Source organism: Kosakonia beeri (assembly GCF_054165705.1).
Genome location: NZ_CM135106.1, coordinates 3,174,369 through 3,200,819, shown reverse-complemented (window position 1 = coordinate 3,200,819; position 26,451 = coordinate 3,174,369). Strand labels below are relative to the sequence as shown.

The 26,451-nt window shown below is 54.3% G+C and carries 20 protein-coding genes; 11 read left to right on the top strand and 9 right to left on the bottom strand.

Annotated features, from left to right (window positions below; translation table 11 throughout):
• Positions 1-91 precede the first annotated feature (91 nt).
• On the top strand, positions 92-1,750 hold the full coding sequence (locus ACUY4S_RS15170; RefSeq protein ID WP_458021668.1) for an ATP-dependent endonuclease: 1,659 nt from the start codon (positions 92-94) through the stop codon (positions 1,748-1,750).
• Here the strand turns inward: ACUY4S_RS15170 and ACUY4S_RS15165 are convergent.
• Positions 1,747-2,703: a VirK/YbjX family protein gene (locus ACUY4S_RS15165; protein ID WP_458021601.1), complete on the bottom strand. Its 957-nt coding sequence runs from the start codon at positions 2,701-2,703 to the stop codon at positions 1,747-1,749. The genes ACUY4S_RS15170 and ACUY4S_RS15165 overlap by 4 nt on opposite strands.
• Before the next feature lie 191 nt (positions 2,704-2,894).
• Between ACUY4S_RS15165 and macA the strand changes: the two genes are divergently transcribed.
• Complete coding sequence (gene macA, locus ACUY4S_RS15160) at positions 2,895-3,980, top strand: macrolide transporter subunit MacA (RefSeq protein ID WP_312688756.1); 1,086 nt, start codon at positions 2,895-2,897, stop codon at positions 3,978-3,980.
• A complete protein-coding gene (gene macB / locus ACUY4S_RS15155) occupies positions 3,977-5,923 on the top strand; it encodes a macrolide ABC transporter ATP-binding protein/permease MacB (protein ID WP_458021600.1) in 1,947 nt (648 codons plus the stop codon). The genes macA and macB overlap by 4 nt, the downstream gene beginning before the upstream one ends.
• A gap of 64 nt (positions 5,924-5,987) precedes the next feature.
• Here macB and cspD read toward each other — a convergent pair whose 3' ends face one another.
• Positions 5,988-6,209: a cold shock-like protein CspD gene (gene cspD / locus ACUY4S_RS15150; protein ID WP_312688551.1), complete on the bottom strand. Its 222-nt coding sequence runs from the start codon at positions 6,207-6,209 to the stop codon at positions 5,988-5,990.
• A 328-nt stretch (positions 6,210-6,537) separates the two neighbouring features.
• Between cspD and clpS the strand changes: the two genes are divergently transcribed.
• Entirely contained in the window at positions 6,538-6,858 is a 321-nt protein-coding gene (clpS, locus tag ACUY4S_RS15145; RefSeq protein WP_312688553.1) for an ATP-dependent Clp protease adapter ClpS, read from the top strand.
• Between the two features lie 31 nt (positions 6,859-6,889).
• Positions 6,890-9,181, top strand: a complete 2,292-nt coding sequence (clpA, locus tag ACUY4S_RS15140; protein ID WP_312688555.1) for an ATP-dependent Clp protease ATP-binding subunit ClpA — start codon at positions 6,890-6,892, stop codon at positions 9,179-9,181.
• 86 nt (positions 9,182-9,267) lie between these two features.
• Here clpA and ACUY4S_RS15135 read toward each other — a convergent pair whose 3' ends face one another.
• The 7 genes from ACUY4S_RS15135 to trxB all read right to left on the bottom strand — a co-directional run bounded on the left by ACUY4S_RS15135 (position 9,268) and on the right by trxB (position 16,216).
• The gene (locus ACUY4S_RS15135; protein WP_409429808.1) at positions 9,268-9,729 is read right to left on the bottom strand and encodes an RES family NAD+ phosphorylase; all 462 of its coding nucleotides are present in this window, start codon (positions 9,727-9,729) and stop codon (positions 9,268-9,270) included.
• Entirely contained in the window at positions 9,729-10,172 is a 444-nt protein-coding gene (locus ACUY4S_RS15130) for an Xre family toxin-antitoxin system antitoxin (RefSeq protein WP_312688559.1), read from the bottom strand. The genes ACUY4S_RS15135 and ACUY4S_RS15130 overlap by 1 nt, the downstream gene beginning before the upstream one ends.
• A 158-nt stretch (positions 10,173-10,330) precedes the next feature.
• Positions 10,331-10,549, bottom strand: a complete 219-nt coding sequence (infA, locus tag ACUY4S_RS15125) for a translation initiation factor IF-1 (protein WP_001040187.1) — start codon at positions 10,547-10,549, stop codon at positions 10,331-10,333.
• A gap of 289 nt (positions 10,550-10,838) precedes the next feature.
• Complete coding sequence (gene aat, locus ACUY4S_RS15120) at positions 10,839-11,540, bottom strand: leucyl/phenylalanyl-tRNA--protein transferase (RefSeq protein ID WP_458021599.1); 702 nt, start codon at positions 11,538-11,540, stop codon at positions 10,839-10,841.
• 107 nt (positions 11,541-11,647) lie between these two features.
• Positions 11,648-13,369, bottom strand: a complete 1,722-nt coding sequence (gene cydC / locus ACUY4S_RS15115; protein WP_458021598.1) for a heme ABC transporter ATP-binding protein/permease CydC — start codon at positions 13,367-13,369, stop codon at positions 11,648-11,650.
• Complete coding sequence (gene cydD, locus ACUY4S_RS15110; RefSeq protein ID WP_458021597.1) at positions 13,370-15,136, bottom strand: heme ABC transporter permease/ATP-binding protein CydD; 1,767 nt, start codon at positions 15,134-15,136, stop codon at positions 13,370-13,372. It lies immediately after the preceding gene.
• Between the two features lie 114 nt (positions 15,137-15,250).
• Positions 15,251-16,216, bottom strand: coding sequence for a thioredoxin-disulfide reductase (gene trxB / locus ACUY4S_RS15105; RefSeq protein WP_312688567.1), 966 nt, complete (start codon positions 16,214-16,216; stop codon positions 15,251-15,253).
• A gap of 553 nt (positions 16,217-16,769) precedes the next feature.
• Between trxB and lrp the strand changes: the two genes are divergently transcribed.
• The 6 genes from lrp (at position 16,770) to ACUY4S_RS15075 (ending at position 26,447) form a co-directional block, all read left to right on the top strand.
• Positions 16,770-17,264: a leucine-responsive transcriptional regulator Lrp gene (gene lrp, locus ACUY4S_RS15100; RefSeq protein WP_000228469.1), complete on the top strand. Its 495-nt coding sequence runs from the start codon at positions 16,770-16,772 to the stop codon at positions 17,262-17,264.
• A gap of 120 nt (positions 17,265-17,384) precedes the next feature.
• Entirely contained in the window at positions 17,385-21,233 is a 3,849-nt protein-coding gene (gene ftsK / locus ACUY4S_RS15095; protein ID WP_458021596.1) for a DNA translocase FtsK, read from the top strand.
• 415 nt (positions 21,234-21,648) lie between these two features.
• Positions 21,649-22,260 carry an outer membrane lipoprotein periplasmic chaperone LolA gene (gene lolA / locus ACUY4S_RS15090; protein ID WP_312688570.1) on the top strand — a complete coding sequence of 204 codons (612 nt, stop codon included), beginning with the start codon at positions 21,649-21,651 and terminating at the stop codon, positions 22,258-22,260.
• Between the two features lie 9 nt (positions 22,261-22,269).
• Positions 22,270-23,613: a replication-associated recombination protein RarA gene (gene rarA / locus ACUY4S_RS15085; RefSeq protein WP_312688571.1), complete on the top strand. Its 1,344-nt coding sequence runs from the start codon at positions 22,270-22,272 to the stop codon at positions 23,611-23,613.
• Between the two features lie 94 nt (positions 23,614-23,707).
• Positions 23,708-25,000, top strand: a complete 1,293-nt coding sequence (gene serS, locus ACUY4S_RS15080) for a serine--tRNA ligase (RefSeq protein ID WP_312688573.1) — start codon at positions 23,708-23,710, stop codon at positions 24,998-25,000.
• A 298-nt stretch (positions 25,001-25,298) separates the two neighbouring features.
• Complete coding sequence (locus ACUY4S_RS15075) at positions 25,299-26,447, top strand: MFS transporter (RefSeq protein ID WP_458021595.1); 1,149 nt, start codon at positions 25,299-25,301, stop codon at positions 26,445-26,447.
• Positions 26,448-26,451 lie beyond the last annotated feature (4 nt).

The window sequence follows — 26,451 nt, the reverse complement described above, 5'->3', positions numbered from 1 at the left end:
AAATTTTGTACTTAGCGCGTGATTTGCTGCTTTTTACCCCGCTATACTGCAAGCACTGGATGCTGAAATGCTCGGGAAGATCGGAGGACGCATGATTCTGGAGCGCGTGGATATTGTCGGGTTTCGCGGCATCAATCGTTTATCGCTGATGCTGGAACAGAAGAATGTGCTGATTGGCGAGAATGCCTGGGGTAAGTCGAGTCTGCTGGATGCGCTCACTCTGCTGTTGTCACCCGAAACCGAACTCTACCATTTTGTGCGCGATGATTTCTGGTTCCCGCCTGGCGATGTGCAAGGGCGCGAGCACCACCTGCATATTATCCTGACTTTTCGTGAGTCGGAGCCGGGCCGACATCGCGTTCGGCGTTATCGCCCGCTGGCTGACTGCTGGGTTCCCGGCGCTGACGGTTTTCACCGCCTGTTTTATCGCCACGAAGGCGAGCTCTCTGAAGATGGCAGTGTCATGACGCTGCGTGGTTTTCTTGATGCCGAGGGGCAACACTTGCCGCTGGAGGATATTGACGAGATGGCGCGCCATCTTGTGCGGCTGATGCCAGTGCTGCGCCTGCGCGATGCACGTTTTATGCGGCGCCTGCGCACGGACGGTATCCCCGATGCGCCGGGTATGGAAACCACGGCCCGCCAGCTTGATTTTTTGAGTCGCGAGTTGGTTTCCCGCCCGCAAAACCTGACCGATGGGCAGATCCGTCACGGGTTGTCAGCCATGGTGCAACTCCTTGAACACTACTTTTCTGAACAAGGCAGCGGTCCATCGCGTCAGCGCCTGATGCGTCGCCGCTCTCATGATGAGCAGCGTAGCTGGCGTTATCTGGACATTATCAACCGCATGATCGATAAACCCGGCGGGCGGATGTACCGGGTGATCTTGCTGGGCTTTTTCTCTACCCTGTTGCAGGCCAAGGGGTCTGTGCATCTCGATCGTGATGCCCGGCCTTTACTGCTGGTGGAAGATCCGGAAACACGGCTGCATCCGATTATGCTTTCCGTGGCGTGGCAGTTGCTGAACTTGCTGCCATTACAACAGGTGACAACGACCAATTCGGGGGAATTACTGTCGCTGACGCCGGTAGAACAAGTGTGTCGGCTGGTGCGCGAATCCTCCCGCGTAGCGGCCTGGCGTCTCGGTCCGGGCGGCTTAAGCGCTGAAGATGGTCGGCGTATTGCTTTTCACATCCGTGTAAACCGTCCTTCTTCGTTGTTTGCCCGCTGCTGGCTACTGGTAGAAGGCGAAACCGAAAACTGGGTGATCAATGAACTGGCGCGCCAGTGTGGTCACCATTTTGATGCCGAAGGGGTAAAGGTGATTGAATTTGCCCAGTCCGGTTTAAAACCGCTGATTAAATTCGCCAGGCGGATGGGCATCGAATGGCATGTTTTGGTGGATGGCGATGAAGCCGGGAAAAAGTATGCGGCCACGGTGCGCGGGTTGTTGGATAACGATAATGACCAGATCCGCGATCATTTAACGACGCTGCCCGCACTGGATATGGAGCACTTTATGTACCGGGAAGGCTTTGCGGATGTCTATCATCGTGTGGCGCAATTGCCGGAAAACGTGCCGATGAATATGCGTCGGGTGATCACCAAAGCCATCCATCGCTCTTCAAAACCGGATTTGGCTATCGAAGTGGCGATGGAGGCTGGCAGACGGGGCGTTTCCGCCGTACCGCATCTGTTTCGTAAAATGTTTTCTCGCGTGTTGTGGCTGGCACGCGGCCGGGCTGACTAGCGCTGGCAGCGGCTCGTTGCCTGCAAATGTAAGCTATCAAGCAACTCGTAACGGCGACGATATTCCGCGCGTTTTTTACTGGCGATCTCTTCCATTGGCTTGCGCGGCATGGTCAGCGGCAGCACAAAGTCGCCGCGACTGTCGGTTTCAGCCCCCAGCGATGCCCAGAAACTGTTGTAATCGGCGTGCAGTTTGTCCTGTTTTTTCCGGCGGTAGCGCACGCTGCGGTAAATGTGCGTTTCGTTACTGACTGCGCGAATCGCTTGCACGTCCAGACACTGCCCCAGCGCCATCGCGGTTTCTACCAGCAGGCGTTTGGGGAACAAACCATGGCAGGCCTTGGTAGCAGACTGGATCCGATCGTGCGGTACGTGTGCCTTCGCCCCCTGCAAACCACCAATGTAAAGCGTGCGCTTCCCATCAACCAGGCAGAAGGTGAAGGTCAGCTCTGCCAGCGTGGTTTGCCCGGCATCACAGATCATCAGCGTGGCCTCACCCTCTTTATCCTGCATCGGGTTGGCATACAGGTGCAGCGAGTAAGTTTGTTCATCTTTGCCGTTCAGTACTGCCAGCTCGGTGCCGGTTTTGCTTAAATAACCGTTTACCACCGCAGCAGGTAAAAGGCGGATCATATTTTCATAGTGCCAACACAGCGCATGACTGGCTTCGTTGCGGGACATATTGATCGACAACCACGGGCGGTGTAACCGGCAGGGCAAACCGGGCTGCACCTGCAGCATCTGCGGCAATTGCGGCAGGCTCGCAAGGCGAGTCAGATAGCTGGCCGTGCTGATCGGTGTGCTTAGCGAGCGCAGTAAAAACTTTCGACGATAGGCGGGGTTTTTCCAGGCCAGGCCTGGCGTCAGTGTTCCGGAAGTTAATGTGCGGAAAAGTTGCCAGGCACTGGTGGGGAAAGGGGGCGCAGAAGTAGAAAAATCAGCAAAAATAGACATGATAAAATCCGGAAGAAACGGGAGGAGGTTATTGCAACAGCGGCTGTCTCAACGCTGGTTAAATGAAATATGGAGAAATTAAGATTATTCTGTTTCGTTGATGTTTCGTTTAGATAACATTGGTCTCTATACAACGCACAGTCCGACAATCTGGAATTTTTATGAATCTGAAGGGAAAACGCAGGACGGGAATGATTGTGCTGGCAGTAGCGGTTTTACTGGCGGCGTTCTGGTTGTGGGGCAAGCTCAATGCACCTGTCGTACAGTATCAAACGCTGATTGTTCGCCCCGGCGAGCTGCAACAAAGTGTGCTGGCCACCGGCAAGCTTGACGCCTTACGCAAAGTGGACGTGGGCGCGCAAGTCAACGGTCAGTTAAAAACTTTGTCGGTCAGCATTGGTGATAAGGTAAAAAAAGATCAGTTGCTGGGTGTTATTGACCCTGAGCAGGCGCAAAACCAGATTAAAGAAGTGAATGCCACCCTGATGGAGTTGCGTGCGCAGCGTCGCCAGGCGCAGGCGGAATTGAGGCTGGCGAAAGTGACGCTGGCGCGCCAGCAACAGTTGGTCAAAAGCAATTTGATCTCACGTCAGGATCTGGATACCGCCATTACCGATGTCGCGGTAAAAGAGGCGCAAATTGGCACTATTGACGCACAGATCCAGCGTAACCAGGCTACGTTAGACACGGCCAAAACTAACCTTGATTACACCCGTATTCTCGCGCCCATGGCGGGGGAGGTCACCCAAATCACCACCCTGCAAGGGCAGACCGTCATTGCGGTGCAGCAAGCGCCGAACATTCTGACGCTGGCGGATATGAGCACCATGTTAGTCAAGGCGCAGGTATCCGAAGCGGATGTGATCCACTTGAAACCGGGGCAAAAAGCCTGGTTTACCGTGCTTGGCGATCCCGGAACCCGTTATGAAGGCGTGTTAAAAGATATTCTCCCAACGCCGGAGAAGGTCAATGACGCCATCTTCTATTACGCCCGTTTTGCCGTGCCGAACCCGCAGGGTATCCTGCGTCTGGATATGACCGCACAGGTTCATATTCAGCTAATGGGGCAGAAAAATGTGTTGACGATCCCGCTGGCGGCGCTGGGCGATCCGGTCGGTGACAATCGTTATAAGGTGAAAGTATTACGCAATGGCGAAACCCGCGATCGTGAAGTGACCCTCGGAGCCCGCAACGATACCGAAGTGGTGATTGTTAAAGGGCTGGATGCGGGTGAAGAAGTGGTCATCGGTGAGCTGAAACAGGGGGCGGCGCAATGAGTGCGCTGCTTGAGTTAAACGGCATTCGTCGCAGTTACCCGTCCGGTGACGAGCAGGTGGAAGTGTTAAAGGGTATTAGCCTGTCTATTCAGGCCGGGGAGATGGTGGCGATTGTCGGAGCTTCGGGTTCCGGAAAATCAACGCTGATGAACATTCTCGGTTGCCTGGATAAACCCACCAGCGGAACCTACCGTGTAGCGGGTACGGATGTTTCCACACTGAATAGCGATGCACTGGCGCAGCTGCGTCGTGAGCATTTTGGCTTTATCTTTCAGCGCTACCATCTTCTCTCGCACCTGAGTGCGGCGCAAAACGTCGAAGTTCCGGCGGTGTATGCGGGCACCGAGCGTAAAGCCCGGCTGGCTCGCGCCCGTGAGTTGCTGGCGCGTCTGGGGCTGGAGGAACGCGCCGATTATCAGCCATCGCAGCTTTCTGGTGGCCAACAACAGCGTGTGAGTATTGCCCGCGCGTTGATGAATGGCGGGCAGGTCATCCTTGCCGATGAGCCAACCGGCGCGCTGGATAGCCACTCAGGCGACGAGGTGATGGCGATTTTGCACCAGCTCCGCGATCGCGGCCATACGGTGATAATCGTGACCCACGATCCTCAGGTTGCCGCACAGGCGGAGCGGGTGATTGAAATCCGCGACGGTGAGCTTATCAGTAATCCCCCCGCGAGGGAGAAAGCTGCAACGCCAGCGTATCCGGAGGCTGGTGTGATGTGGGCAGGCGGCTGGCGTCAGTTTGTCAGCCGTTTTAATGAGGCACTGACCATGGCCTGGCGGGCGATGGCGGCCAACAAGATGCGCACGCTTCTCACCATGCTCGGTATTATTATCGGCATCGCGTCGGTGGTATCGATTGTGGTGGTGGGCGATGCCGCCAAACAACTGGTGCTGGCGGATATCCGTTCGATTGGCACCAACACTATTGATGTCTACCCGGGCAAGGATTTTGGCGATGACGATCCACAATATCGGCAGGCGTTAAAATATGACGATCTGGTGGCCATTCAGAAACAGCCCTGGGTGCGTTCAGCGACACCTTCTGTCTCGCAAAATCTGCGGTTACGCTCGAACAACATTGATGTTGCCGCCAGTGCTAATGGGGTGAGCGGGCAATATTTTAACGTCTACGGCATGACCTTCAGTGAAGGGGCTTCCTTCAATGATGAACAGTTGAAAGGACGTGCGCAGGTGGTGGTGCTCGACAGCAATACCCGGCGTCAGTTATTTCCTAATAAAGCATCAGTGGTGGGAGAAGTCATTCTTGTCGGCAATATGCCCGCCACGGTCATTGGCGTGGCGGAAGAGAAACAGTCGATGTTCGGCAGCAGTAAAATCCTGCGCGTCTGGTTACCCTATAGCACCATCGCCGGGCGCATTATGGGGCAGTCCTGGTTGAATTCGATCACCGTGCGGGTGAATGACGGTTACAGCAGCGAACAGGCCGAGCAGCAGCTTACCCGGCTGCTTAATTTACGCCACGGTAAGAAGGATTTCTTCGTCTGGAACATGGACGGCGTCTTGAAAACAGCAGAAAAGACCACACGTACTCTTCAATTGTTCCTGACCCTGGTGGCGGTGATTTCGCTGCTGGTCGGCGGGATTGGCGTAATGAACATCATGCTGGTGTCCGTGACTGAGCGTACGCGTGAAATTGGCATTCGTATGGCGGTGGGCGCCCGTGCGGGCGATGTATTGTCGCAGTTTCTTATCGAAGCGGTGTTTGTGTGCCTGGTTGGCGGTGCGCTGGGCGTCGTTCTGTCGATGCTGATCGCATTTACCTTGCAGCTTTTTTTGCCCGGCTGGGAAATTGGTTTTTCTCCCGTGGCCCTGTTTACCGCATTTTTGTGTTCAACCTTTACCGGCGTATTGTTTGGCTGGTTGCCGGCGCGCAATGCGGCGCGACTGGATCCGGTGGACGCGCTGGCACGCGAGTAATAAAAATGCCAGCCGATTGGGCTGGCATTTTATCCGGGGCATGTACACAATTAATTAAGAAGCGTCAGGCCATAGCCTCTACTTCGACGGGCACGATGAGACTGGCATGATTGCCTTTAGGGCCCTGGTGTACATCAAACCGGACAGTTTGCCCGGCTTTTAGCGTTCTGTAACCATCCATTTGAATGGTGGAGTAATGTGCGAAGATATCTTCGCCGCCGCCTTCAGGGCAGATAAAACCGAACCCTTTGGCATTGTTGAACCACTTAACAGTACCCGTTTCCATGCTTCGACATCCTTCGTAAATCTTATTTAAGTAAGATGGAATGAACCGGTGGCAGAGTGTGGGGGCTGTTCAAAACCTCGCCAACTCTCGAGAGTACAATTTAGAGAAATCGAATAACGCGTCAAGCGTTTGGCTGGGGTTCTGGGAGGCGACGCATCAAAATTTTGAAGCAGTTAACGGTATGAAGGAAGAATGTGACAGCCGTCGCGGATGGCAACGATAGATGATAGTTATCTGACAACTGATGTAGATTGAAAATGCATCTAGACTCATGTAATCGGCCGATTAAACGCCGCCGGAACCTGTAACCTAAGATGAAAAGCTAACGATGGGTAAAAGCAATAGCTGGCTGGATTTCGAACAATTGGCGGAAGAGAAACTGCGCGACGCGCTGAGTCCGCCATCCATGTATAAAGTAATGTTAATGAACGATGATTACACGCCGATGGAATTTGTTATTGACGTGCTACAAAAGTTCTTTTCTTATGATGTAGAACGTGCAACGCAACTGATGCTCACGGTTCACTATCACGGGAAGGCCATTTGCGGTGTCTTTACTGCAGAGGTCGCGGAGACGAAAGTCGCCATGGTGAACAAGTATGCCAGGGAGAACGAACATCCGTTGTTGTGTACGCTGGAAAGAGCCTGATTTCAGGCAATAAAACTTGGGGGAGGTGCCTATGCTCAATCAAGAACTGGAACTCAGTTTAAATATGGCTTTCGCCAGAGCGCGCGAGCACCGACATGAGTTTATGACCGTCGAGCACTTGTTACTGGCTCTGCTCAGTAACCCATCGGCCCGTGAAGCGCTGGAAGCGTGTTCCGTGGATTTGGTGGCGCTGCGGCAGGAACTCGAAGCCTTCATCGAACAAACCACACCCGTTCTGCCCATGAGCGAAGAGGAGCGCGATACACAACCGACGCTCAGCTTCCAGCGTGTTCTTCAGCGCGCGGTGTTTCACGTTCAGTCTTCCGGCCGCAGCGAAGTGTCTGGTGCTAACGTGCTGGTCGCCATCTTTAGCGAGCAGGAGTCCCAGGCGGCTTACCTGTTGCGCAAACATGAAGTGAGCCGCCTTGATGTGGTGAACTTTATTTCGCACGGCACGCGTAAAGACGAGCCGGGCCCATCATCTGACGCAGGCAGCAGCAGTAGCAGCAGCCAGGCGAGCAGCGAAGAGCAGGCAGGCGGGGAGGAACGTATGGAAAACTTCACCACCAATCTCAATCAGCTTGCTCGCGTGGGCGGTATCGATCCGCTGATTGGCCGTGGCAAAGAGCTGGAGCGCGCTATTCAGGTGCTCTGTCGCCGGCGTAAAAATAACCCCTTGCTGGTGGGCGAGTCCGGTGTGGGTAAAACCGCTATTGCCGAAGGTCTGGCGTGGCGTATCGTGCAGGGTGATGTGCCGGAAGTGATGGCCGACTGCACCATTTACTCACTGGATATCGGGTCACTGCTGGCAGGTACCAAATACCGTGGTGATTTCGAAAAACGTTTTAAAGCGCTGCTGAAACAGCTTGAGCAGGACAATAACAGCATTCTGTTTATCGACGAGATCCACACCATCATCGGTGCGGGCGCTGCGTCCGGTGGGCAGGTGGATGCCGCGAACCTGATCAAGCCGCTGCTCTCCAGCGGTAAAATCCGCGTGATGGGTTCAACTACCTATCAGGAGTTCAGCAACATTTTCGAAAAAGATCGTGCGCTGGCGCGTCGTTTCCAGAAAATTGATATCACTGAGCCATCTGTAGAAGAAACGGTGCAGATTATCAATGGCCTGAAACCCAAATACGAAGCACACCACGATGTACGTTACACCGCTAAAGCGGTACGTGCAGCCGTGGAGCTGGCGGTGAAGTACATTAATGATCGCCATCTGCCGGATAAAGCGATAGATGTGATTGACGAAGCAGGGGCGCGTGCGCGCCTGATGCCGGTCAGCAAACGCAAGAAAACCGTCAATGTGGCGGATATCGAATCGGTTGTGGCCCGTATTGCGCGTATCCCTGAGAAGAGTGTTTCTCAGAGCGATCGTGACACGCTGAAAAATCTCGGCGATCGCCTCAAAATGCTGGTGTTTGGACAGGATAAAGCCATTGAGGCCTTAACCGAAGCCATCAAGATGAGCCGTGCAGGGCTGGGTCAGGACCATAAACCGGTCGGCTCCTTCCTGTTTGCTGGCCCCACAGGGGTGGGTAAAACCGAGGTGACGGTCCAGCTGTCGAAAGCGCTTGGCATTGAGCTGCTGCGTTTTGATATGTCCGAATATATGGAACGTCACACCGTCAGCCGTTTGATCGGTGCGCCTCCTGGCTATGTTGGGTTTGATCAGGGCGGTCTGTTGACCGACGCAGTGATCAAGCATCCGCATGCGGTGTTGCTGCTTGATGAAATCGAAAAAGCGCACCCGGATGTCTTCAACCTGCTGTTACAGGTGATGGACAACGGCACGCTAACGGATAATAACGGGCGTAAAGCGGACTTCCGCAACGTGGTGCTGGTGATGACCACAAACGCCGGGGTACGGGAAACTGAGCGTAAATCCATTGGCCTTATCCACCAGGATAACAGTACCGATGCGATGGAAGAGATCAAAAAGATCTTTACGCCGGAGTTCCGCAACCGTCTGGACAACATTATCTGGTTCGATCATTTGTCGACGACGGTTATCCATCAGGTGGTCGACAAGTTTATTGTCGAACTCCAGGTGCAACTGGATCAGAAAGGTGTGTCGCTGGAAGTCAGTCAGGAAGCACGCGACTGGCTGGCCGATAAAGGCTATGACCGCGCAATGGGTGCACGCCCGATGGCGCGTGTTATTCAGGATAACCTGAAGAAACCGTTGGCTAACGAGCTGCTGTTTGGCTCGTTGGTAGATGGCGGGCAGGTGACCGTGACGCTGAATAAAGAGAAGAATGAACTGGAGTATGACTTCCAGAGTGCGCAGAAGCACAAACCGGAAGCTGCGCATTAATCTCTGACGTTAATGTAAAAACCGGGCTCTGAGAGGCCCGGTTTTTTTACGCCCGTTATTTACGGTTTCAGCATAAATTTGATGCGTCAGGAGGATGCCAGACGCGGATCGAAAACAAAAGGGTGTTCTTTCACTGTTTTCAGCAGGGTACTGAAGCCTGGGTGATGCGGATTTAAAACGGCATTGTTTTCCAGTGGAACCACGCAGGAAGGCACGACCAACGCCACACTGCTGTTGGCTTCCAGCCAGGCGGTGCCCAGATCCATTGTAGAGAGCGGAGCGGGGTATTCCTGCCAGTCCGCCGGCAGCCATTGCGTGTCCAGAAACTCAATGTCCTTGTCCGGGATCTCTATGCTGAACAGCCCATACTGACGCAACATACTGTCGCTATGGATGTGCACCAGCATCTCAAGTGCAGCCAGTGAAATTGAAGAGGCGACATACACCGCCGGATGGCCTTTATGGTTCCATCGACCGCCGTAAAGGTTTGCGCCGCTACCGGTCCAGGCTTCGCTGGCGTAGCGGCGGGTAACCAGACGGTAGAACATCACGCAAACACCCCATGTTCCAGTCGGCCGATCAGATCGGTCACTTCCAGTGCGCCACTTTCGGTTGCTATCAACGAAATTGGGGCGACGTCCCCCAACGCACGCACCGGCGTTTGTAGCCAGCTGTACGCCATTTTTTTATCGCCAAAAAAATGCACTGCTGCATCTACGACTCTGACCAGCCGGGCTATACGCTCACTCTCATCGGGTGTCAGGGTGCGGCCTGCGCTTTTTCGCCGCGCAACATTGCGTTCGTTAATACCCGTGACCCGCAAAATGTCCGATCGCGACATTTCCGTCCATTGATGAATATTATCGAGAATGCTGACAGGTAAACCTTCATTTAGCATTTGGACTAATTTTATGCCCCTGTTAGCGGGAAAACCCGCAAAACGCCAGAGTGCATTTTCAGCCGGTTTTTGATCCGGGCTCCAGGTTCTCATGATCCCTCCTGAATGCAGACATTTGTCAGCACTTAGTATAGACAATTGGCAGAGGTGTTTAAAGTTTAATCGCAGAGGGGATGAATAAGGCGCAAATAAAAAGGCCGGGATAACCCGGCCTTAAAAAGAGGTGCACTCAGCGGTGCCAGCGGAAGATCTTAGCGGCTACGGAAGACAATGCGGCCTTTGCTCAGGTCGTACGGGGTCAGTTCCACAGTCACTTTATCGCCCGTCAGAATACGGATGTAGTTTTTACGCATTTTTCCGGAGATATGCGCAGTGACCACATGGCCGTTTTCCAGTTCTACGCGGAACATCGTATTAGGTAACGTTTCCAGAACGGTACCCTGCATCTCAATATTGTCTTCTTTGGCCATCTAATCCTCGGGGGTATCACTACCATAATTTTTGAATCGGCAAGATAATGCCGAAGTTCGTCTGTTAAGTAAAGATTTGTGCTGATAAAACACAGCAAAACGACTTTTGCATATTACCCTCACGCCACACATCACGACGCGTTAAAAGCGCAGTCGATAAGGGGAGCGGTGAAATATAACGAAGGGCATCCCTGATACGAACAACTCCCGGGTGAGGCGGGGCAACAGGCAAAAGCAACGCTGAGCGTCCATTATAACACCCTGATAAAAAATGTGCCGAAAACATTCTTCAGAGAGATGAAAACAGCGTTCTGGGCACCCAAAAATGGGACGGCAGCGCTTTTTTGCGCATTCCGGCGACATACAAGAGATAATCCCGGCGGGGAATTTCAACCGCACCCAGCGAGGCGGTGTGGCTGTTCAACACCTGGCAGTCAATGAGCTGACCACCACAATGCAAGAACGCCTGGCTGAACACCAACAGCGCCGTTTTAGAGGCGTTTTCACGGCGACTGAACATGGATTCGCCACAGAATAGCGTCCCCTGCGCTACGCCATACATGCCGCCAACCAGTTGCTCATTTTCCCAGACTTCAATGGAGTGCGCATGCCCCAGTTCATGCAGACGGTGGTAAGCCATCACCACATCCGGCGTGATCCATGTTCCTTCATCGCGATCCTGCGAGCATCCATCAATGACCTGACCAAAAGCATGATTTACCGTGACGCGATAAGGGGAAGTTTTATGAAAACGTTTCATGCTGCGGCTGAGATGGAAGGCGTCCGGCCACAGTACCGCGCGCGGATCCGGCGACCACCACAGGATAGGGTCGCCCGGCGAAAACCAGGGGAAGATACCGCGCTGATAGGCCATCAACAGACGCGCCGGACTCAAATCTCCACCCAGTGCCAGCAAGCCGTTGGGTTCACGCAGTGCTGCCTCAGGCGAAGGGAAGGCGATAGAATGACGAGATAGCTGAACCAGACGCATGACAACTCTGCTCCACAACGCGACCAGGGACCCTTCTTAATATCGTCATTTTGGTCGTTTCACTTTAGCGTTACCGCCACGGGAACGGCAAAATGACGAATATTCACTTACAGACGCTGCTTAAACTGGTAATAACGCCCCTGTTTCGCCATTAACGCTGCGTGATTACCTTGCTCAATTATTTGCCCGTTGTCCATCACAATTATCCGATCGCAACGTGCCAGGCCGCGCAGACGGTGCGTGACCATCAGCAGCGTTTTTCCCTTCATTACTTCTGCAAGTAATTCAAGAATCTGACTTTCAGTAGAGGCATCCAGACCCTCTGTCGGTTCATCCAACAGAACGAGTGGCGCGTCGTGCAGGAGCGCACGGGCAATCGCCAGACGGCGCAGTTCGCCGCCGGATAATTGGCGGCCACCTTCGCCCAGCCAGGCGTTCAGGCCGCTGTCGTCGAGAAGTTTTTCCAACCCAACGCGGGCCAGCATAGCACTCAATGCCTCATCGCTGGCCTCTGGCGCAGCCAGCAGTAAATTATCACGCAGGGTGGCGCTAAACAGGTGCACACGCTGCGGTACCATACTGATGAGATTGCGTAAGTCAGGTTCCGAAAAATGACCGATTGGCTGATCATTCAAACGGATCTCGCCCTGCTGCGCATCCCATGCTCGCGTCAGCAGTTGCAACAGTGTGGACTTACCGCAGCCGGTGCGCCCCAAAATGGCAACATGTTCACCTGCGGCGACGGAGAGCGATATGGCCTCCAGTACGCGTTGCGGCTGGCCTGGATAGCTGAACGACAGTGCATCGAAATCGACGGCAACGTGAGTTGGCACAGCGCTATTGCCCGACGGAAAGGTCACTTCCGGCTGGCATTCGGTGAGTTGTGTAATGCGTGTCGCAGAGGCAATGACCTGCCCGAGATGCTGGAATGCGCCCGTGACGGGCGCCAGCGCTTCAAAAGCTGCCAGCGCACAGAAAACAAATAACGCAATCAATGCACCTGGCTGCGTGTTACCACCCACGTCGCCAGAGGCAAACCACAGCATGGCGATCACGGCACCGCCGCTAATTAACAACATTAATGCCTGCGAGGCGGCCGTCAGATCGGACTGGCGACGCTGAGCGTCATGCCAGCTTAATTCTGTGTTTTCCAACGCCTGTCGGTAACGCTGGCTGGCACCGAAAATCGTCAGTTCAGCCTGGCCTTGCAGCCAGTGCGTGAGTTGCTGGCGGTACTCGCTGCGCAACAACGTCAGGTTTTCGCCCGCAGGTTTACCCGCGCGGTAAAACAGCGGTGGCAGGATAAACAGCGTGGCCAGCATAATCCCGCCCAGCAACAGAGCCAGCGAGACATCCAACATACTCAGACCCACCATGACCACGATGATCACCATCAGCGCGCCCACGAGCGGTGAAATCACGCGCAAATAAAGGTGGTCGAGGGTATCGACATCCGCCACTACGCGGTTTAGCAGATCGCCCTGGCGAAAACGGGCTAAACCGGCAGGGGAGAGCGGCAATAGCTTGCTGAAAGTCGTCACGCGCAAGTGTTCCAGTACGCGGAAGGTCGCATCGTGGCTGACCAGTCGCTCGAAATAGCGTCCGGCAGTGCGGGTAATGGCCGCGCCACGCACGCCAGCGGCAGGCAGCATATAGTTAAAACTGTAGAGCCCGGCGACGCCCGCTACGGCGGAAGCGGAGAGGAACCAGCCGGAGAGTGTCAACAGACCAATGCTGGCCAACAGGGTGATAATGGCGAGGATCACACCCAACATCAGCAGCCATTTGTGGCGCTTATAGAGTGCGAGATAAGGCAATAATGCGTGCATTTAGATCTCCTCCTGTCGATGGGCAAGAAGGTCAGCAAACGCCCCCTGCGCGGTGGCAAGGGCGCCATAACGGCCTTGTTCAATGATTTGCCCGTCCTGCATCACCCAGATAGCATCCCATTCGCTCAGATTTTCCAGTTGATGAGTCACCATCAGTGTCGTCTGCTGGCGGGACGCATCGTTCAGTGCCTGCATGACGCGTTGCTCACTGTGGCTGTCAAGGCTGGCGGACGGCTCATCCAGCAGCAACAATTTGCAGGGTGCCAGCAGAGCACGCGCAACGGCGACGCGCTGAGCCTGACCGACGGAAAGCCGCACGGCCTGATCGCCAGGCTGCGTTTCCAGACCTTCCGGCAACAGCGGCAGAAATTCACTCACCCAGGCTTTATCCAGCGCCGATTGCAATTCATCCTCGCTGGTATCAGGGCGGGAAAGCAGCACGTTTTCGCGCAACGTGGTCGCTGGCAATTGCGGGTTTTGCCCAACCCAACTAATGGCTTCGCGCCAGGCATCGGGGTCGAGATCCCGCAACTCTATGCCATTGACGCGCAGTGAACCTTCATAAGGCAGGAAACCGGAAAGCACATTGATAAGCGAACTTTTCCCGGAGCCGCTGCGACCGACCAGTACGATCCGCTGCCCGGCAGGCAGGGTAAAATTCAGCGGCCCGGCAAGCACGGCGCCTTCGGGCGATTTCAGCACCAGATCGCAAGCGGTGAGCATAATTGGCTCATCGCTTTTCAGCGTGATATCGCCGCGTTGCGGATGGGCCAGTGGTGCTTCCATAAACGTTTTCAGGCTGTCGGCCGCGCCAATAGCTTGTGCTTTCGCATGGTAAAAGGTGCCCAAATCGCGCAGCGGCTGGAAAAATTCCGGTGCCAGAACCAGTGCCAGAAAACCGGCAAATAGCGTAACGCCTGTGCCATAGTGGCCAAAATCGAGTTCCCCAAGATAGGAAAAACCGAAATAGACGGCGACGACGGCAATAGAGAGTGAGGTGAAAAATTCCAGCACACCGGATGATAAAAATGCGAGGCGCAGTACTTCCATCGTGCGGCTACGGAAATCCTGCGAAGCACGACGAATGTTATCGGTTTCTGCCGCGCCGCGGCCAAAAATACGCAGTGTTTCCATACCGCGCAGCCGGTCAAGAAAATGACCACTCAATCGTGCCAGCGCTTTAAAATTGCGGCGATTAGCATCCGCCGCGCCCATCCCGACCATAGCCATGAACAACGGGATCAACGGTGCGGTGGCAAGCAATATCAGCGCGGCTGCCCAGTTGATGGGAAACAGGGTGATCACGATCAGCAGCGGTACGCTGGCAGCCAGCGCCATTTGGGGTAAGTAACGTGCGTAGAAGTCATGCATATCGTCGATTTGTTCGAGGATCAGTGTTGCCCAACTGCCCGCAGGTTTACCCTGAATCCACGCCGGCCCGGCCTGCTGTAAGCGATCAAGCACGCGGCGACGGATCTCAAAGCGGATATGCGCACCCGCATGAAAGCCAACGCGCTCACGCAGCCATACCACCCAACTGCGTAGAATAAAGACCAGAACCAGGAGAATGAAAGGCAGCAGCAGCGCTTCGCGCGGGATGTTTTCCATAATCATATGATTGAGAATCCGCGCGAGGATCCATGCCTGCGCCACAATCAACACGCCGCTGACAACGCCAAGCAGGCGAGATGCAGTCAGCCAGCGACGGGAAATAATGCTTTGCTGTTTTAACCAGCGAGTAAGTTCTTGTTGACGGGTTTTATTCATTGCGCGCTTTGCAGGTGAAGTTATCGAATTTTTAGCCTGCGCAATGTTACATCGGGGCAAAAATAAAGGCGACTTATAGTCGCCTTTTTTACCTTTGTTACTGACTTGTAAAGATTATTTACTTTCAGCCAGTCCGTCGAGATAACGCTCCGCATCCAGCGCTGCCATACAGCCTGTACCTGCTGATGTTATCGCCTGACGATAAATATGATCCATCACGTCGCCTGCTGCGAAAACACCCGGAATACTGGTTTGGGTTGCGTTGCCGTGAATACCGGATTGCACTTTAATGTAGCCATTTTCCAGCGCCAGTTGGCCTTCGAAAATGGATGTGTTCGGGCTGTGACCGATGGCGACAAACAAACCCGCTACGTCCAGCGTCTCAATATTGTCCGCATTCTGCGTATCACGCAGGCGTAAGCCACTCACGCCCATCTGGTCGCCAGTGACTTCTTCCAGCGTACGGTGGGTGTGTAGCACGATATTGCCGCTTTCAACTTTATCCATCAGACGCTTGATCAGGATTTTCTCCGCGCGGAAGGTGTCGCGACGGTGAATAAGGTGAACTTCAGAAGCGATATTCGCCAGATAAAGCGCCTCTTCGACGGCGGTATTGCCGCCACCGATCACGGCGACTTTCTGGTTGCGATAAAAGAAACCGTCGCAGGTCGCGCAAGCGGAAACACCGCGGCCTTTGTACGCCTCTTCGGATGCCAGCCCCAGATAACGAGCGGAAGCACCGGTAGCGATAATCAGTGCGTCACAAGTGTATTCGCCGCTGTCGCCGATCAGACGGAATGGACGGTTCTGCAAATCAACGCTGTTGATATGATCGAAGATAATTTCGGTATCAAATTTGGTGGCATGTTCATGCATGCGCTCCATCAGCAGCGGACCGGTCAGATCATGCGGGTCGCCCGGCCAGTTTTCCACTTCAGTTGTGGTGGTGAGCTGGCCGCCTTTTTCCATACCGGTAATCAAAACGGGCTGCAGGTTTGCACGCGCAGCATAGACCGCAGCGGTATAACCGGCAGGGCCTGAACCAAGGATAAGCAGCTTACTGTGTTTGGCCGTACCCATGAAATCCTCATTATTGTTTGGCAGACATTGGGCTGGATTGTAGGGAATTTGACGGCGTAAAAAAAGGGTGCGGCGATTTTGTTAACGATATGTGTAATAGAAATAGCCGATGGCTGGGTTTCATATCGACGTGAGACATAACAAATTCTACTGAAAAATGGTGAGTTATAAGGTGATAAAATGAGGAATAGAGAAGGGCGGTGATGAATATCTGGCACGTTGTACTAAAAAAAGATGTTTTGCTTTGACAATCCCCTGCGCATTTGCGAAAACATCTGAGGAAGAAAAAAAGCAGTGTTTCGCGCGTGACCCTAATTCATGCATGTAAATGCCATTTTTACCGGGCTAGTGAAATCTACGCATGGCGTGGACAGACGCCATTCGTGATATCGATAGCTGCCGTCGGGCAACGGTCTTCTTAATATAGCCCCTGGGATTACGCGCCGTGCCATTTTAAAAACACGCGGACGTACCGCGACGGGCAAAGACTCTGAACAGTGAAGTGCACAGGGTCAAGACAGGAGTAGGGAAGGAATACAGAGAGACAATAATAATGGTAGATAGTAAGAAGCGCCCTGGTAAAGACCTCGACCGCATCGATCGTAATATTCTGAACGAATTGCAAAAAGATGGGCGTATTTCCAACGTCGAGCTTTCTAAACGAGTGGGACTTTCCCCGACGCCGTGCCTCGAGCGTGTGCGCAGGCTGGAAAGACAAGGGTTTATTCAGGGCTATACAGCGCTGCTGAACCCGCATTATCTGGATGCGTCACTTCTGGTTTTTGTTGAGATTACTCTGAATCGTGGCGCGCCGGATGTGTTTGAACAATTTAACGCCGCAGTGCAAAAACTTGAAGAAATTCAAGAGTGTCATCTGGTTTCAGGCGATTTTGACTACCTGTTAAAAACGCGTGTGCCGGATATGTCTGCATACCGTAAACTTTTAGGGGAAACCCTGCTGCGTCTGCCAGGCGTTAACGACACCCGCACATATGTAGTGATGGAAGAAGTTAAACAGAGCAATCGTCTGGTTATTAAGACGCGCTAATACGGAACAGGTGCACAATCGCTGTTTTTTGATTACACTCCTGTTAATCCATACAGCAACAGTGCCGGGGAGACCCGGCGCTGTTGTCCGTTTTAGCATCAAGGACCTGGAGAGCCTGTCTTGAGCCAGGAATACACCGAAGACAAAGAAGTCACACTTACCAAATTAAGCAGCGGGCGTCGACTCCTGGAGGCGTTGCTGATCCTCGTTTCACTTTTTGCCGTTTGGTTGATGGCGGCGCTTCTGAGCTTTAACCCGTCGGATCCCAGTTGGTCGCAAACCGCCTGGCATGAGCCTATCCACAATCTGGGCGGTCAGCCTGGCGCATGGCTCGCCGATACGCTGTTTTTCATTTTTGGCGTTATGGCTTATACCATTCCGGTGATCATCATCGGCGGCTGTTGGTTTGCCTGGCGTCACCGTGCCAGTGAAGATTACATCGATTATTTTGCCGTATCGCTGCGCATGATTGGCGCGCTGGCGCTTATTCTGACCTCATGCGGTCTGGCGGCCATCAATGCAGATGATATCTGGTATTTTGCTTCCGGCGGCGTGATTGGCAGCCTGCTTAGCACGACGCTGCAACCGCTGTTACGCAGTAGCGGAGGCACGCTTGCCCTGCTTTGTATCTGGGCTGCCGGGCTAACGCTCTTCACCGGCTGGTCTTGGGTCACCATTGCCGAGAAGATCGGTAGCGTCATTCTGAATATTCTCACCTTTGCCAGTAATCGTACGCGACGCGACGATACCTGGGTTGATGATGAAGAATATGAAGAAGAGGACGACGAAGCACCTTCTGCAGCGCCGCGTGAGTCCCGCCGTGCACGTATATTGCGGGGCGCACTGGCCCGCCGCAAACGGATCGCTGAGAAATTCGCCAACCCGATGGGCCGAAAAACCGACGAAGCACTGTTCTCCGGTAAGCGGATGGACGATGACGAAGAAGAGATCGCGTACAGTGCGCGTGGTGTGCCCGCGGATGCGGATGACGTCCTGTTTTCCGGGCATCGCGCGACTGAAGCCGAACAAGAGTACGATCCGCTGCTGAATGGTCGCAGTGTCACCGCACCGATCGTTGCCGCTGCCGCCGCAACCACGGCCGCACAGGCTTATGCGGCACCATCCGAACCCTATATTCCGCCGCAACAGGATGTTGAGTGGCCCTATGCGCAGGCACCCGTTCCTGTGCAGGAACCCGCGCCGGTTCAACATGCTCAGCATACAGAACCTGCAGCTTACCAGCCTGAACCGTATGCGACGCCAGAGTGGCAGCAACCCATGGCAGAAACGTCCTGGATGCCGGAATCGCCTGGCGCCTCGCTGACACCTCACGCAGAAGAACGCTACGCACCGCTGGCAAGCGATCCCTTACCGTGGCAGGACGCGCCGCAGGCTGCCCCTGTGCATGAACCTTTGCCAGAGCCTTTACCGGAGCCGACTGTCGAAGAAGTGAAACAGACTCGCCCGCCGCTTTACTATTTTGAGGAAGTGGAGGAAAAACGCGCTCGTGAACGTGAGCAGCTTGCCGCCTGGTATCAACCCATCCCGGAACCTGCGAGCGCTGCACCGGTGCCTAAACCGGCAGAGCCAGTCAAACCGTCTGCACCGGTTATCGACCAGGATATTATCGCACCTGTTGCCGCTGGCGTTCAGCAGGCCACTGGCAATGTGGCTACTGCTGCTGCCACTGCGGGGCCAGTGTTCAGCCTTGCCACGGGCGGCGCCCCGCGCCCGCAGGTGAAAGAGGGGATTGGTCCGCAACTGCCGCGCCCTAATCGCGTGCGCGTACCTACCCGCCGTGAACTGGCTTCGTATGGTATTAAACTGCCGTCTCAGCGGATGGCAGAAGAGCGTGCCCGCGAAGAAGAAGTGCGTCACGGTGAGGATGACGATGCGGATATGCTGCAACAGGATGAGCTGGCACGACAGTTTGCGGCTACCCAGCACGATCGTTATGGCGATGAGTATCAGCATGACATCCCGCAATATCACCGGCAGCCACATTTGAGCGAAGATGAAGCTGAAGAAGCTGAACTGGCACGTCAGTTTGCTGCCTCTCAACAGCAGCGCTATGCGGCAGAGCAGACTACCGCGACGCCGGCATTTATGCCTGAAGACTTTGCGTTTTCGCCGATGAAAGCGTTGGTGGATGAGAGCCCGAGCGAGCCGCTGTTTACACCGGGTGTAATGCCCGAATCTGATGAGTCTGTTGCGCAACCGCAGCAGTATCAACAACAACCGCCGCAGCAGATGCACCCTTATCAACAGCCGGTGCAGCCTCACTATCAGCAACCTGCCGCGCAGCAGCCGTTGCATCCTCATTATCAACAGCCGGCCGCGTCGCAATCGCAACAGCCGGTGCAACCTCATTATCAGCAACCTGCTGCGGCGCAACCTCAGCAGGCCTCACCGCCGCCACAGGAAAGCCTGATTCATCCACTGTTGATGCGTAATGGCGACAGCCGGCCGGTGCAAAAACCGACTACACCGTTGCCGTCGCTGGATCTACTGACCCAGCCGCCAGCGGAAATCGAGCCGGTAGACACCTTTGCCCTCGAGCAAATGGCACGGCTGGTTGAAGCGCGTCTGGCAGATTTCCGTATCAAAGCCGATGTGGTGAACTACTCGCCAGGCCCGGTTATAACCCGGTTTGAACTGAACCTGGCGCCGGGGGTTAAAGCAGCCCGAATTTCTAACCTCTCCCGCGATCTTGCGCGTTCGCTGTCGACAGTGGCCGTTCGTGTGGTGGAGGTTATTCCGGGCAAACCGTATGTCGGTCTTGAGCTGCCGAATAAGAAACGTCAGACGGTGTATCTGCGAGAAGTACTGGACTGCGTTAAGTTCCGCGAAAACCCGTCACCATTAACCGTGGTGCTGGGTAAAGATATTGCGGGCGATCCGGTGATTGCCGACCTGGCTAAAATGCCTCACCTGCTGGTGGCCGGTACCACCGGTTCCGGTAAGTCGGTGGGTGTGAATGCCATGATCCTCAGCATGCTGTATAAAGCGACGCCGGAAGAGGTGCGCTTTATTATGATTGACCCGAAAATGCTTGAGCTTTCTGTTTACGAAGGCATTCCGCATCTGCTGACGGAAGTGGTCACCGACATGAAAGACGCGGCCAACGCGCTGCGCTGGAGTGTTAACGAGATGGAACGCCGCTATAAGCTGATGTCCGCGCTCGGTGTACGTAACCTGGCGGGTTATAACGATAAAATTGCGGAAGCTGCGCGAATGGGGCGCCCTATCCCGGATCCGTACTGGAAACCCGGTGATAGCATGGACGTCCAACATCCGGTGCTGGAGAAACTGCCGTACATCGTGGTAATGGTCGACGAATTTGCCGACCTGATGATGACCGTCGGCAAAAAAGTAGAAGAACTGATTGCTCGTCTGGCACAGAAAGCGCGTGCCGCAGGGATCCACCTGGTGCTCGCAACGCAACGCCCGTCGGTAGACGTTATTACGGGGCTGATTAAAGCGAACATTCCGACCCGTATTGCTTTTACTGTATCGAGTAAGATCGATTCGCGCACCATCCTCGACCAGGGCGGCGCGGAATCCCTGCTTGGTATGGGTGATATGCTCTATTCCGGGCCAAACTCCACCTCTGCGCCAGTACGTGTACACGGTGCATTTGTTCGCGATCAGGAAGTGCATGCTGTTGTGCAGGACTGGAAAGCGCGTGGTCGCCCACAGTATGTCGATGGTATTACCTCCGACAGTGAAAGCGAAGGTGGCGCAGGTGGCGGCTTTGATGGCGGTGAGGAACTCGATCCGTTATTCGATCAGGCTGTCAATTTTGTGACGGAAAAACGTAAAGCGTCTATTTCTGGCGTACAGCGTCAGTTCCGCATTGGCTATAACCGTGCGGCGCGCATTATCGAGCAGATGGAAGCGCAAGGGATCGTCAGCGAGCAGGGGCACAACGGTAACCGTGAGGTGCTTGCGCCGCCGCCGTTCGAATAAATCGATAACCACGCTCTTCTGCCTCCCTTTTTATGAGACGCGAAAAGGGAGGCAGTTCTGCTTCTGAACGATTTTCTTTAATGTCTTCAGTAAACCTCCAATAATGCGATCTACCCTGTGTTTGACGCAGGCGCATCTGTGTTGCAGCGAACAGGAACGCGGATCCCCACCGTCACTTCTCTCCGATCCGTTCATATGCGGGCACGTTACTGCCACGCTATTTAATTGGTTAACAAATGTACCGGATGCTGCAAAACGTATTTCCTAAAAACAATAAGTAGGCGCCAGAACGCCTTGTGGCCAGATGATCTTTCAGGTTTTTTACCGCGAAATTGCGTAGCCAAATTGGTATAGTTAAGACCGCTATTTACATTAGTCTGTTGACTGGCAGCATGATAATTCTCAAGGAATCAAGATGAAAAAAATTGCCATCACCTGCGCCCTTGTGGCGAGCTTTGCCGCCAGCAATGTCTGGGCGGATGCTTCCAGCGATCTGAAAAGCCGGCTCGATAAAGTCAGCAGCTTCCACGCCACTTTCACCCAGAAAGTGACGGATGGCAGTGGGGCTGCCGTACAGGAAGGTCAGGGCGATCTGTGGGTAAAACGCCCGAATCTGTTTAACTGGCATATGACCCAGCCGGATGAAAGCATTCTGGTTTCGGACGGGAAAACCCTGTGGTTCTATAACCCGTTTGTGGAACAGGCTACGGCGACCTGGCTGAAAGATGCCACCGGTAACACGCCGTTTATGTTGATTGCCCGCAATCAGACCAGCGACTGGCAGCAGTACAATATTGCGCAAAATGGCGACGATTTTGTGCTGACACCGAAAAGCAGCAACGGCAATCTGAAACAATTTACCATCAACGTTGGCCGTGATGGCACCATCCACCAGTTCAGTGCAATTGAGCAGGATGACCAACGCAGCAGTTATCAATTGAAATCACAGCAAAACGGCGCCGTTGATGCCTCGAAATTCACTTTTACCCCGCCGCAGGGCGTAACGGTTGACGATCAACGTAAGTAAGAGGCGCGCATGAGCAACATGTCGCTCGATTTCTCCGATAATGCGTTTCAACCTCTGGCCGCACGTATGCGGCCAGAAAATTTAGCGCAATATATTGGCCAGCAGCATCTTCTGGCGCCAGGCAAACCGCTGCCGCGTGCGATTGAAGCCGGGCAACTGCACTCGATGATCCTCTGGGGGCCGCCGGGCACCGGAAAAACGACGCTGGCGGAGGTAATAGCCCGCTATGCCAGTGCGGACGTGGAGCGTATCTCGGCGGTCACCTCCGGCGTAAAAGAGATCCGCGAAGCCATTGAGCGCGCGCGCCAGAATCGTAATGCCGGTCGGCGCACCATCCTCTTTGTTGACGAAGTCCACCGTTTTAATAAAAGCCAGCAAGATGCGTTTCTGCCGCATATTGAAGACGGTACCATCACGTTTATCGGCGCGACCACTGAGAATCCCTCCTTTGAACTCAACTCGGCACTGCTCTCTCGTGCGCGTGTTTATTTGCTGAAATCCCTCGCTACTGAGGAGATTGAGCAAGTATTGACGCAGGCAATGGAAGATAAATCCCGCGGTTACGGCGGTCAGGATATTGTACTGCCCGATGAGACCCGGCGAGCGATTGCTGAGCTGGTGAATGGAGATGCGCGGCGTGCGCTCAACACGCTGGAAATGATGGCCGATATGGCCGAGCTGGGCAGCACTGGCAAACGCGTACTGAAAGCGGAACTGTTGACCGAGATCGCTGGCGAACGCAGCGCGCGTTTCGATAACAAAGGCGATCGTTTTTACGACTTGATTTCCGCACTGCATAAATCGGTGCGCGGTAGCGCGCCGGATGCGGCGCTTTACTGGTATGCGCGAATCATTACGGCAGGTGGCGATCCGTTGTATGTTGCGCGGCGTTGCCTGGCGATTGCATCAGAAGATGTCGGTAATGCCGATCCCCGTGCTATGCAGGTCGCTCTTTCCGCCTGGGATTGTTTTACCCGCGTAGGGCCAGCAGAAGGGGAGCGTGCTATCGCGCAGGCGATTGTTTATCTCGCTTGTGCGCCGAAGAGCAACGCGGTCTACACGGCGTTTAAAGCGGCGCTGGCGGATGCGAGGGATAAGCCGGACTATGATGTCCCGGTCCATCTGCGCAATGCGCCAACGAAGCTGATGAAAGAGATGGGCTACGGACAGGAGTATCGCTATGCGCATAATGAAACGAATGCCTATGCCGCTGGCGAAGAGTATTTCCCGCAGGAGTTAGCACAAACGCGCTATTATCACCCTACGAACAGGGGGCTTGAAGGCAAGATTGGCGAAAAGCTCGCCTGGCTCGCCGAGCAGGATCATAAAAGCCCTATAAAACGCTACCGCTAGTGCGGGCGTTGCGGTAAGGTTACTGCTGTATATCGCCGACCGCAGCCTGCGGTCGCACTCTCTTTTATTTCAATTCGATAAGCACAGGAAAAGCATGCTCGATCCCAATCTGCTGCGTACCGAGCCAGACGCAGTCGCTGAAAAACTGGCACGCCGGGGCTTTAAGCTGGATGTAGATAAATTACGTGCGCTTGAAGAGCGTCGTAAAGTCCTGCAGGTCAATACTGAAAATCTGCAGGCAGAACGCAACTCGCGATCGAAATCCATTGGCCAGGCGAAGGCACGCGGGGAAGACATCGAGCCATTACGCCTGGAAGTCAACAAGCTGGGTGAAGAGCTGGATGCAGCAAAAGCCGAGCTGGAAACCCTGCTGAGCGAAATCCGCAATATCGCGCTGGCTATTCCGAATATTCCGGATGACTGCGTACCGGCCGGGCGTGATGAAAACGACAACGTTGAAATCAGTCGCTGGGGCACTCCGCGTCAGTTCGACTTTGAAGTGCGCGATCATGTTACCCTGGGCGAAATGCACAACGGGCTGGATTTTGCCGCAGCGGTAAAACTGACCGGTTCCCGCTTTGTTGTGATGAAAGGTCAGATCGCCCGCATGCATCGCGCGCTGGCGCAGTTCATGCTCGATCTTCACACCGAAGAGCACGGCTATGCAGAAAACTACGTGCCGTATATGGTGAACCAGGACACGCTGTACGGTACCGGTCAGTTGCCGAAATTTGCCGGCGACCTGTTCCATACTCGTCCGCTGGAAGAAGAAGCTGATAGCAGCAACTATGCGCTGATCCCGACAGCGGAAGTACCGTTGACCAACCTGGTACGCGATGAGATCATCGATGAAGACGATCTGCCGATCAAAATGACCGCGCATACGCCATGTTTCCGTTCTGAAGCGGGTTCTTATGGTCGTGATACCCGTGGCCTGATCCGCATGCACCAGTTCGATAAAGTCGAAATGGTGCAAATCGTTCGCCCGGAAGACTCAATGGCGGCGCTGGAAGAGATGACTGGTCACGCTGAAAAAGTATTGCAACTGCTGGGCCTGCCGTACCGCAAAATTCTCTTGTGTACTGGCGATATGGGTTTTGGCGCCTGCAAAACATACGACCTGGAAGTCTGGGTTCCGGCGCAGAATACCTACCGTGAAATCTCCTCCTGCTCCAACGTATGGGATTTCCAGGCTCGCCGCATGCAGGCGCGTTGCCGTAGCAAATCCGACAAGAAAACCCGTCTGGTGCATACGCTGAACGGGTCCGGTCTTGCGGTGGGGCGCACCCTGGTTGCCGTGCTGGAAAACTACCAGCAGGCCGATGGCCGTATCGAAGTACCGGAAGTATTGCGACCTTATATGAAAGGTCTTGAGTACATCGGTTAATCAGCTTTTGCTAAATATCTGAAGGCGCCTGCGGGCGCCTTTTTTACGGCCGGTATTCAGCGACTTCTACGCAAATTTCATCATGAATTTTTTCGACCGATATTTCCGTTATATGGTGGCTATTTATTTTCATAATCAATGAGATGAGTTGATTTTTTATTGTTTGCTGTCAGGGCTGGATGAATTTTATCAATCGTCGTGGTGCAAATCGTGTCAGTGCCTAAAAACGGTGGATTGACAATGTTTTTGCCGGTGGCATGATGCGCACGACTTCTGAACTTCCTCACGGTTTTTACCCATGACCACCTATACCCGGCCAGTGCTGTTTCTGCTCTGTGGCCTGATGCTGTTGACGCTGGCGATCGCGACGCTGAATACGCTCGTGCCCCTTTGGCTCGCTCATGAAGATTTGCCCACCTGGCAGGTCGGTATGGTCGGCTCCTCCTATTTTACGGGCAACCTGCTTGGCACATTATTAACCGGTCGTTTGATTCGCCGTCTGGGTTTTAACCGTAGCTACTACATTGCTTCGCTGATTTTTGCCGCAGGTTGCGTTGGGCTGGGGCTCATGGTGGGCTTCTGGAGCTGGATGATTTGGCGTTTTATCGCCGGTGTTGGCTGCGCCATGATATGGGTTGTGGTTGAGAGCGGCCTGATGTGCAGCGGCACTTCCCGTAACCGTGGGCGTCTGCTGGCGGCTTATATGATGGTTTACTATGTCGGTACAGTGCTGGGCCAGTTGATGGTCAGTAAACTGCCGACTGACCTGATGAGCGTACTGCCGTGGGTCACCGGGCTGGTGCTTGCGGCCATCCTGCCGCTGCTCTTCACCCGGATTGTGAATCAGCAGAGTGAAGAGCAGGGCGCGACCTCAATGTGGCCAATGCTGCGTTTGCGCCAGGCTCGTCTGGGTGTCAACGGCTGTATCATTTCCGGGATCATTCTGGGCTCGCTTTACGGCCTGATGCCGCTCTATCTGTCACATCAGGGGATTAGCGATTCGGGCATTGGGTTCTGGATGGCGTTGCTGGTCAGCGCGGGCATCATCGGGCAATGGCCCATTGGCCGCCTGGCCGACCGTTTTGGTCGTTTGCTGGTGCTGCGCGTACAAGTTTTTGTGGTGATCATGGGCTGTTTCGCCATGTTAAGTAATGCGGCAATGGCACCGGCGCTGTTTGTGCTGGGTACGGCGGGGTTTACGCTTTATCCGGTGGCGATGGCGTGGGCTTGTGAAAAAGTGGACCACCACCAGCTTGTGGCAATGAATCAGGCGTTGCTGCTGAGCTATACGATTGGCAGTCTGCTGGGGCCGACCCTGACAGCGATGCTAATGCAGAGTTATTCCGACAGCCTGTTGTTTATTATGATTGCTGGCGTTTCATTTATCTATCTGATGATGCTGATGCGCAAAGCAGGACATCATCCGACGCCGGTGGCTCATGCCTGATCGG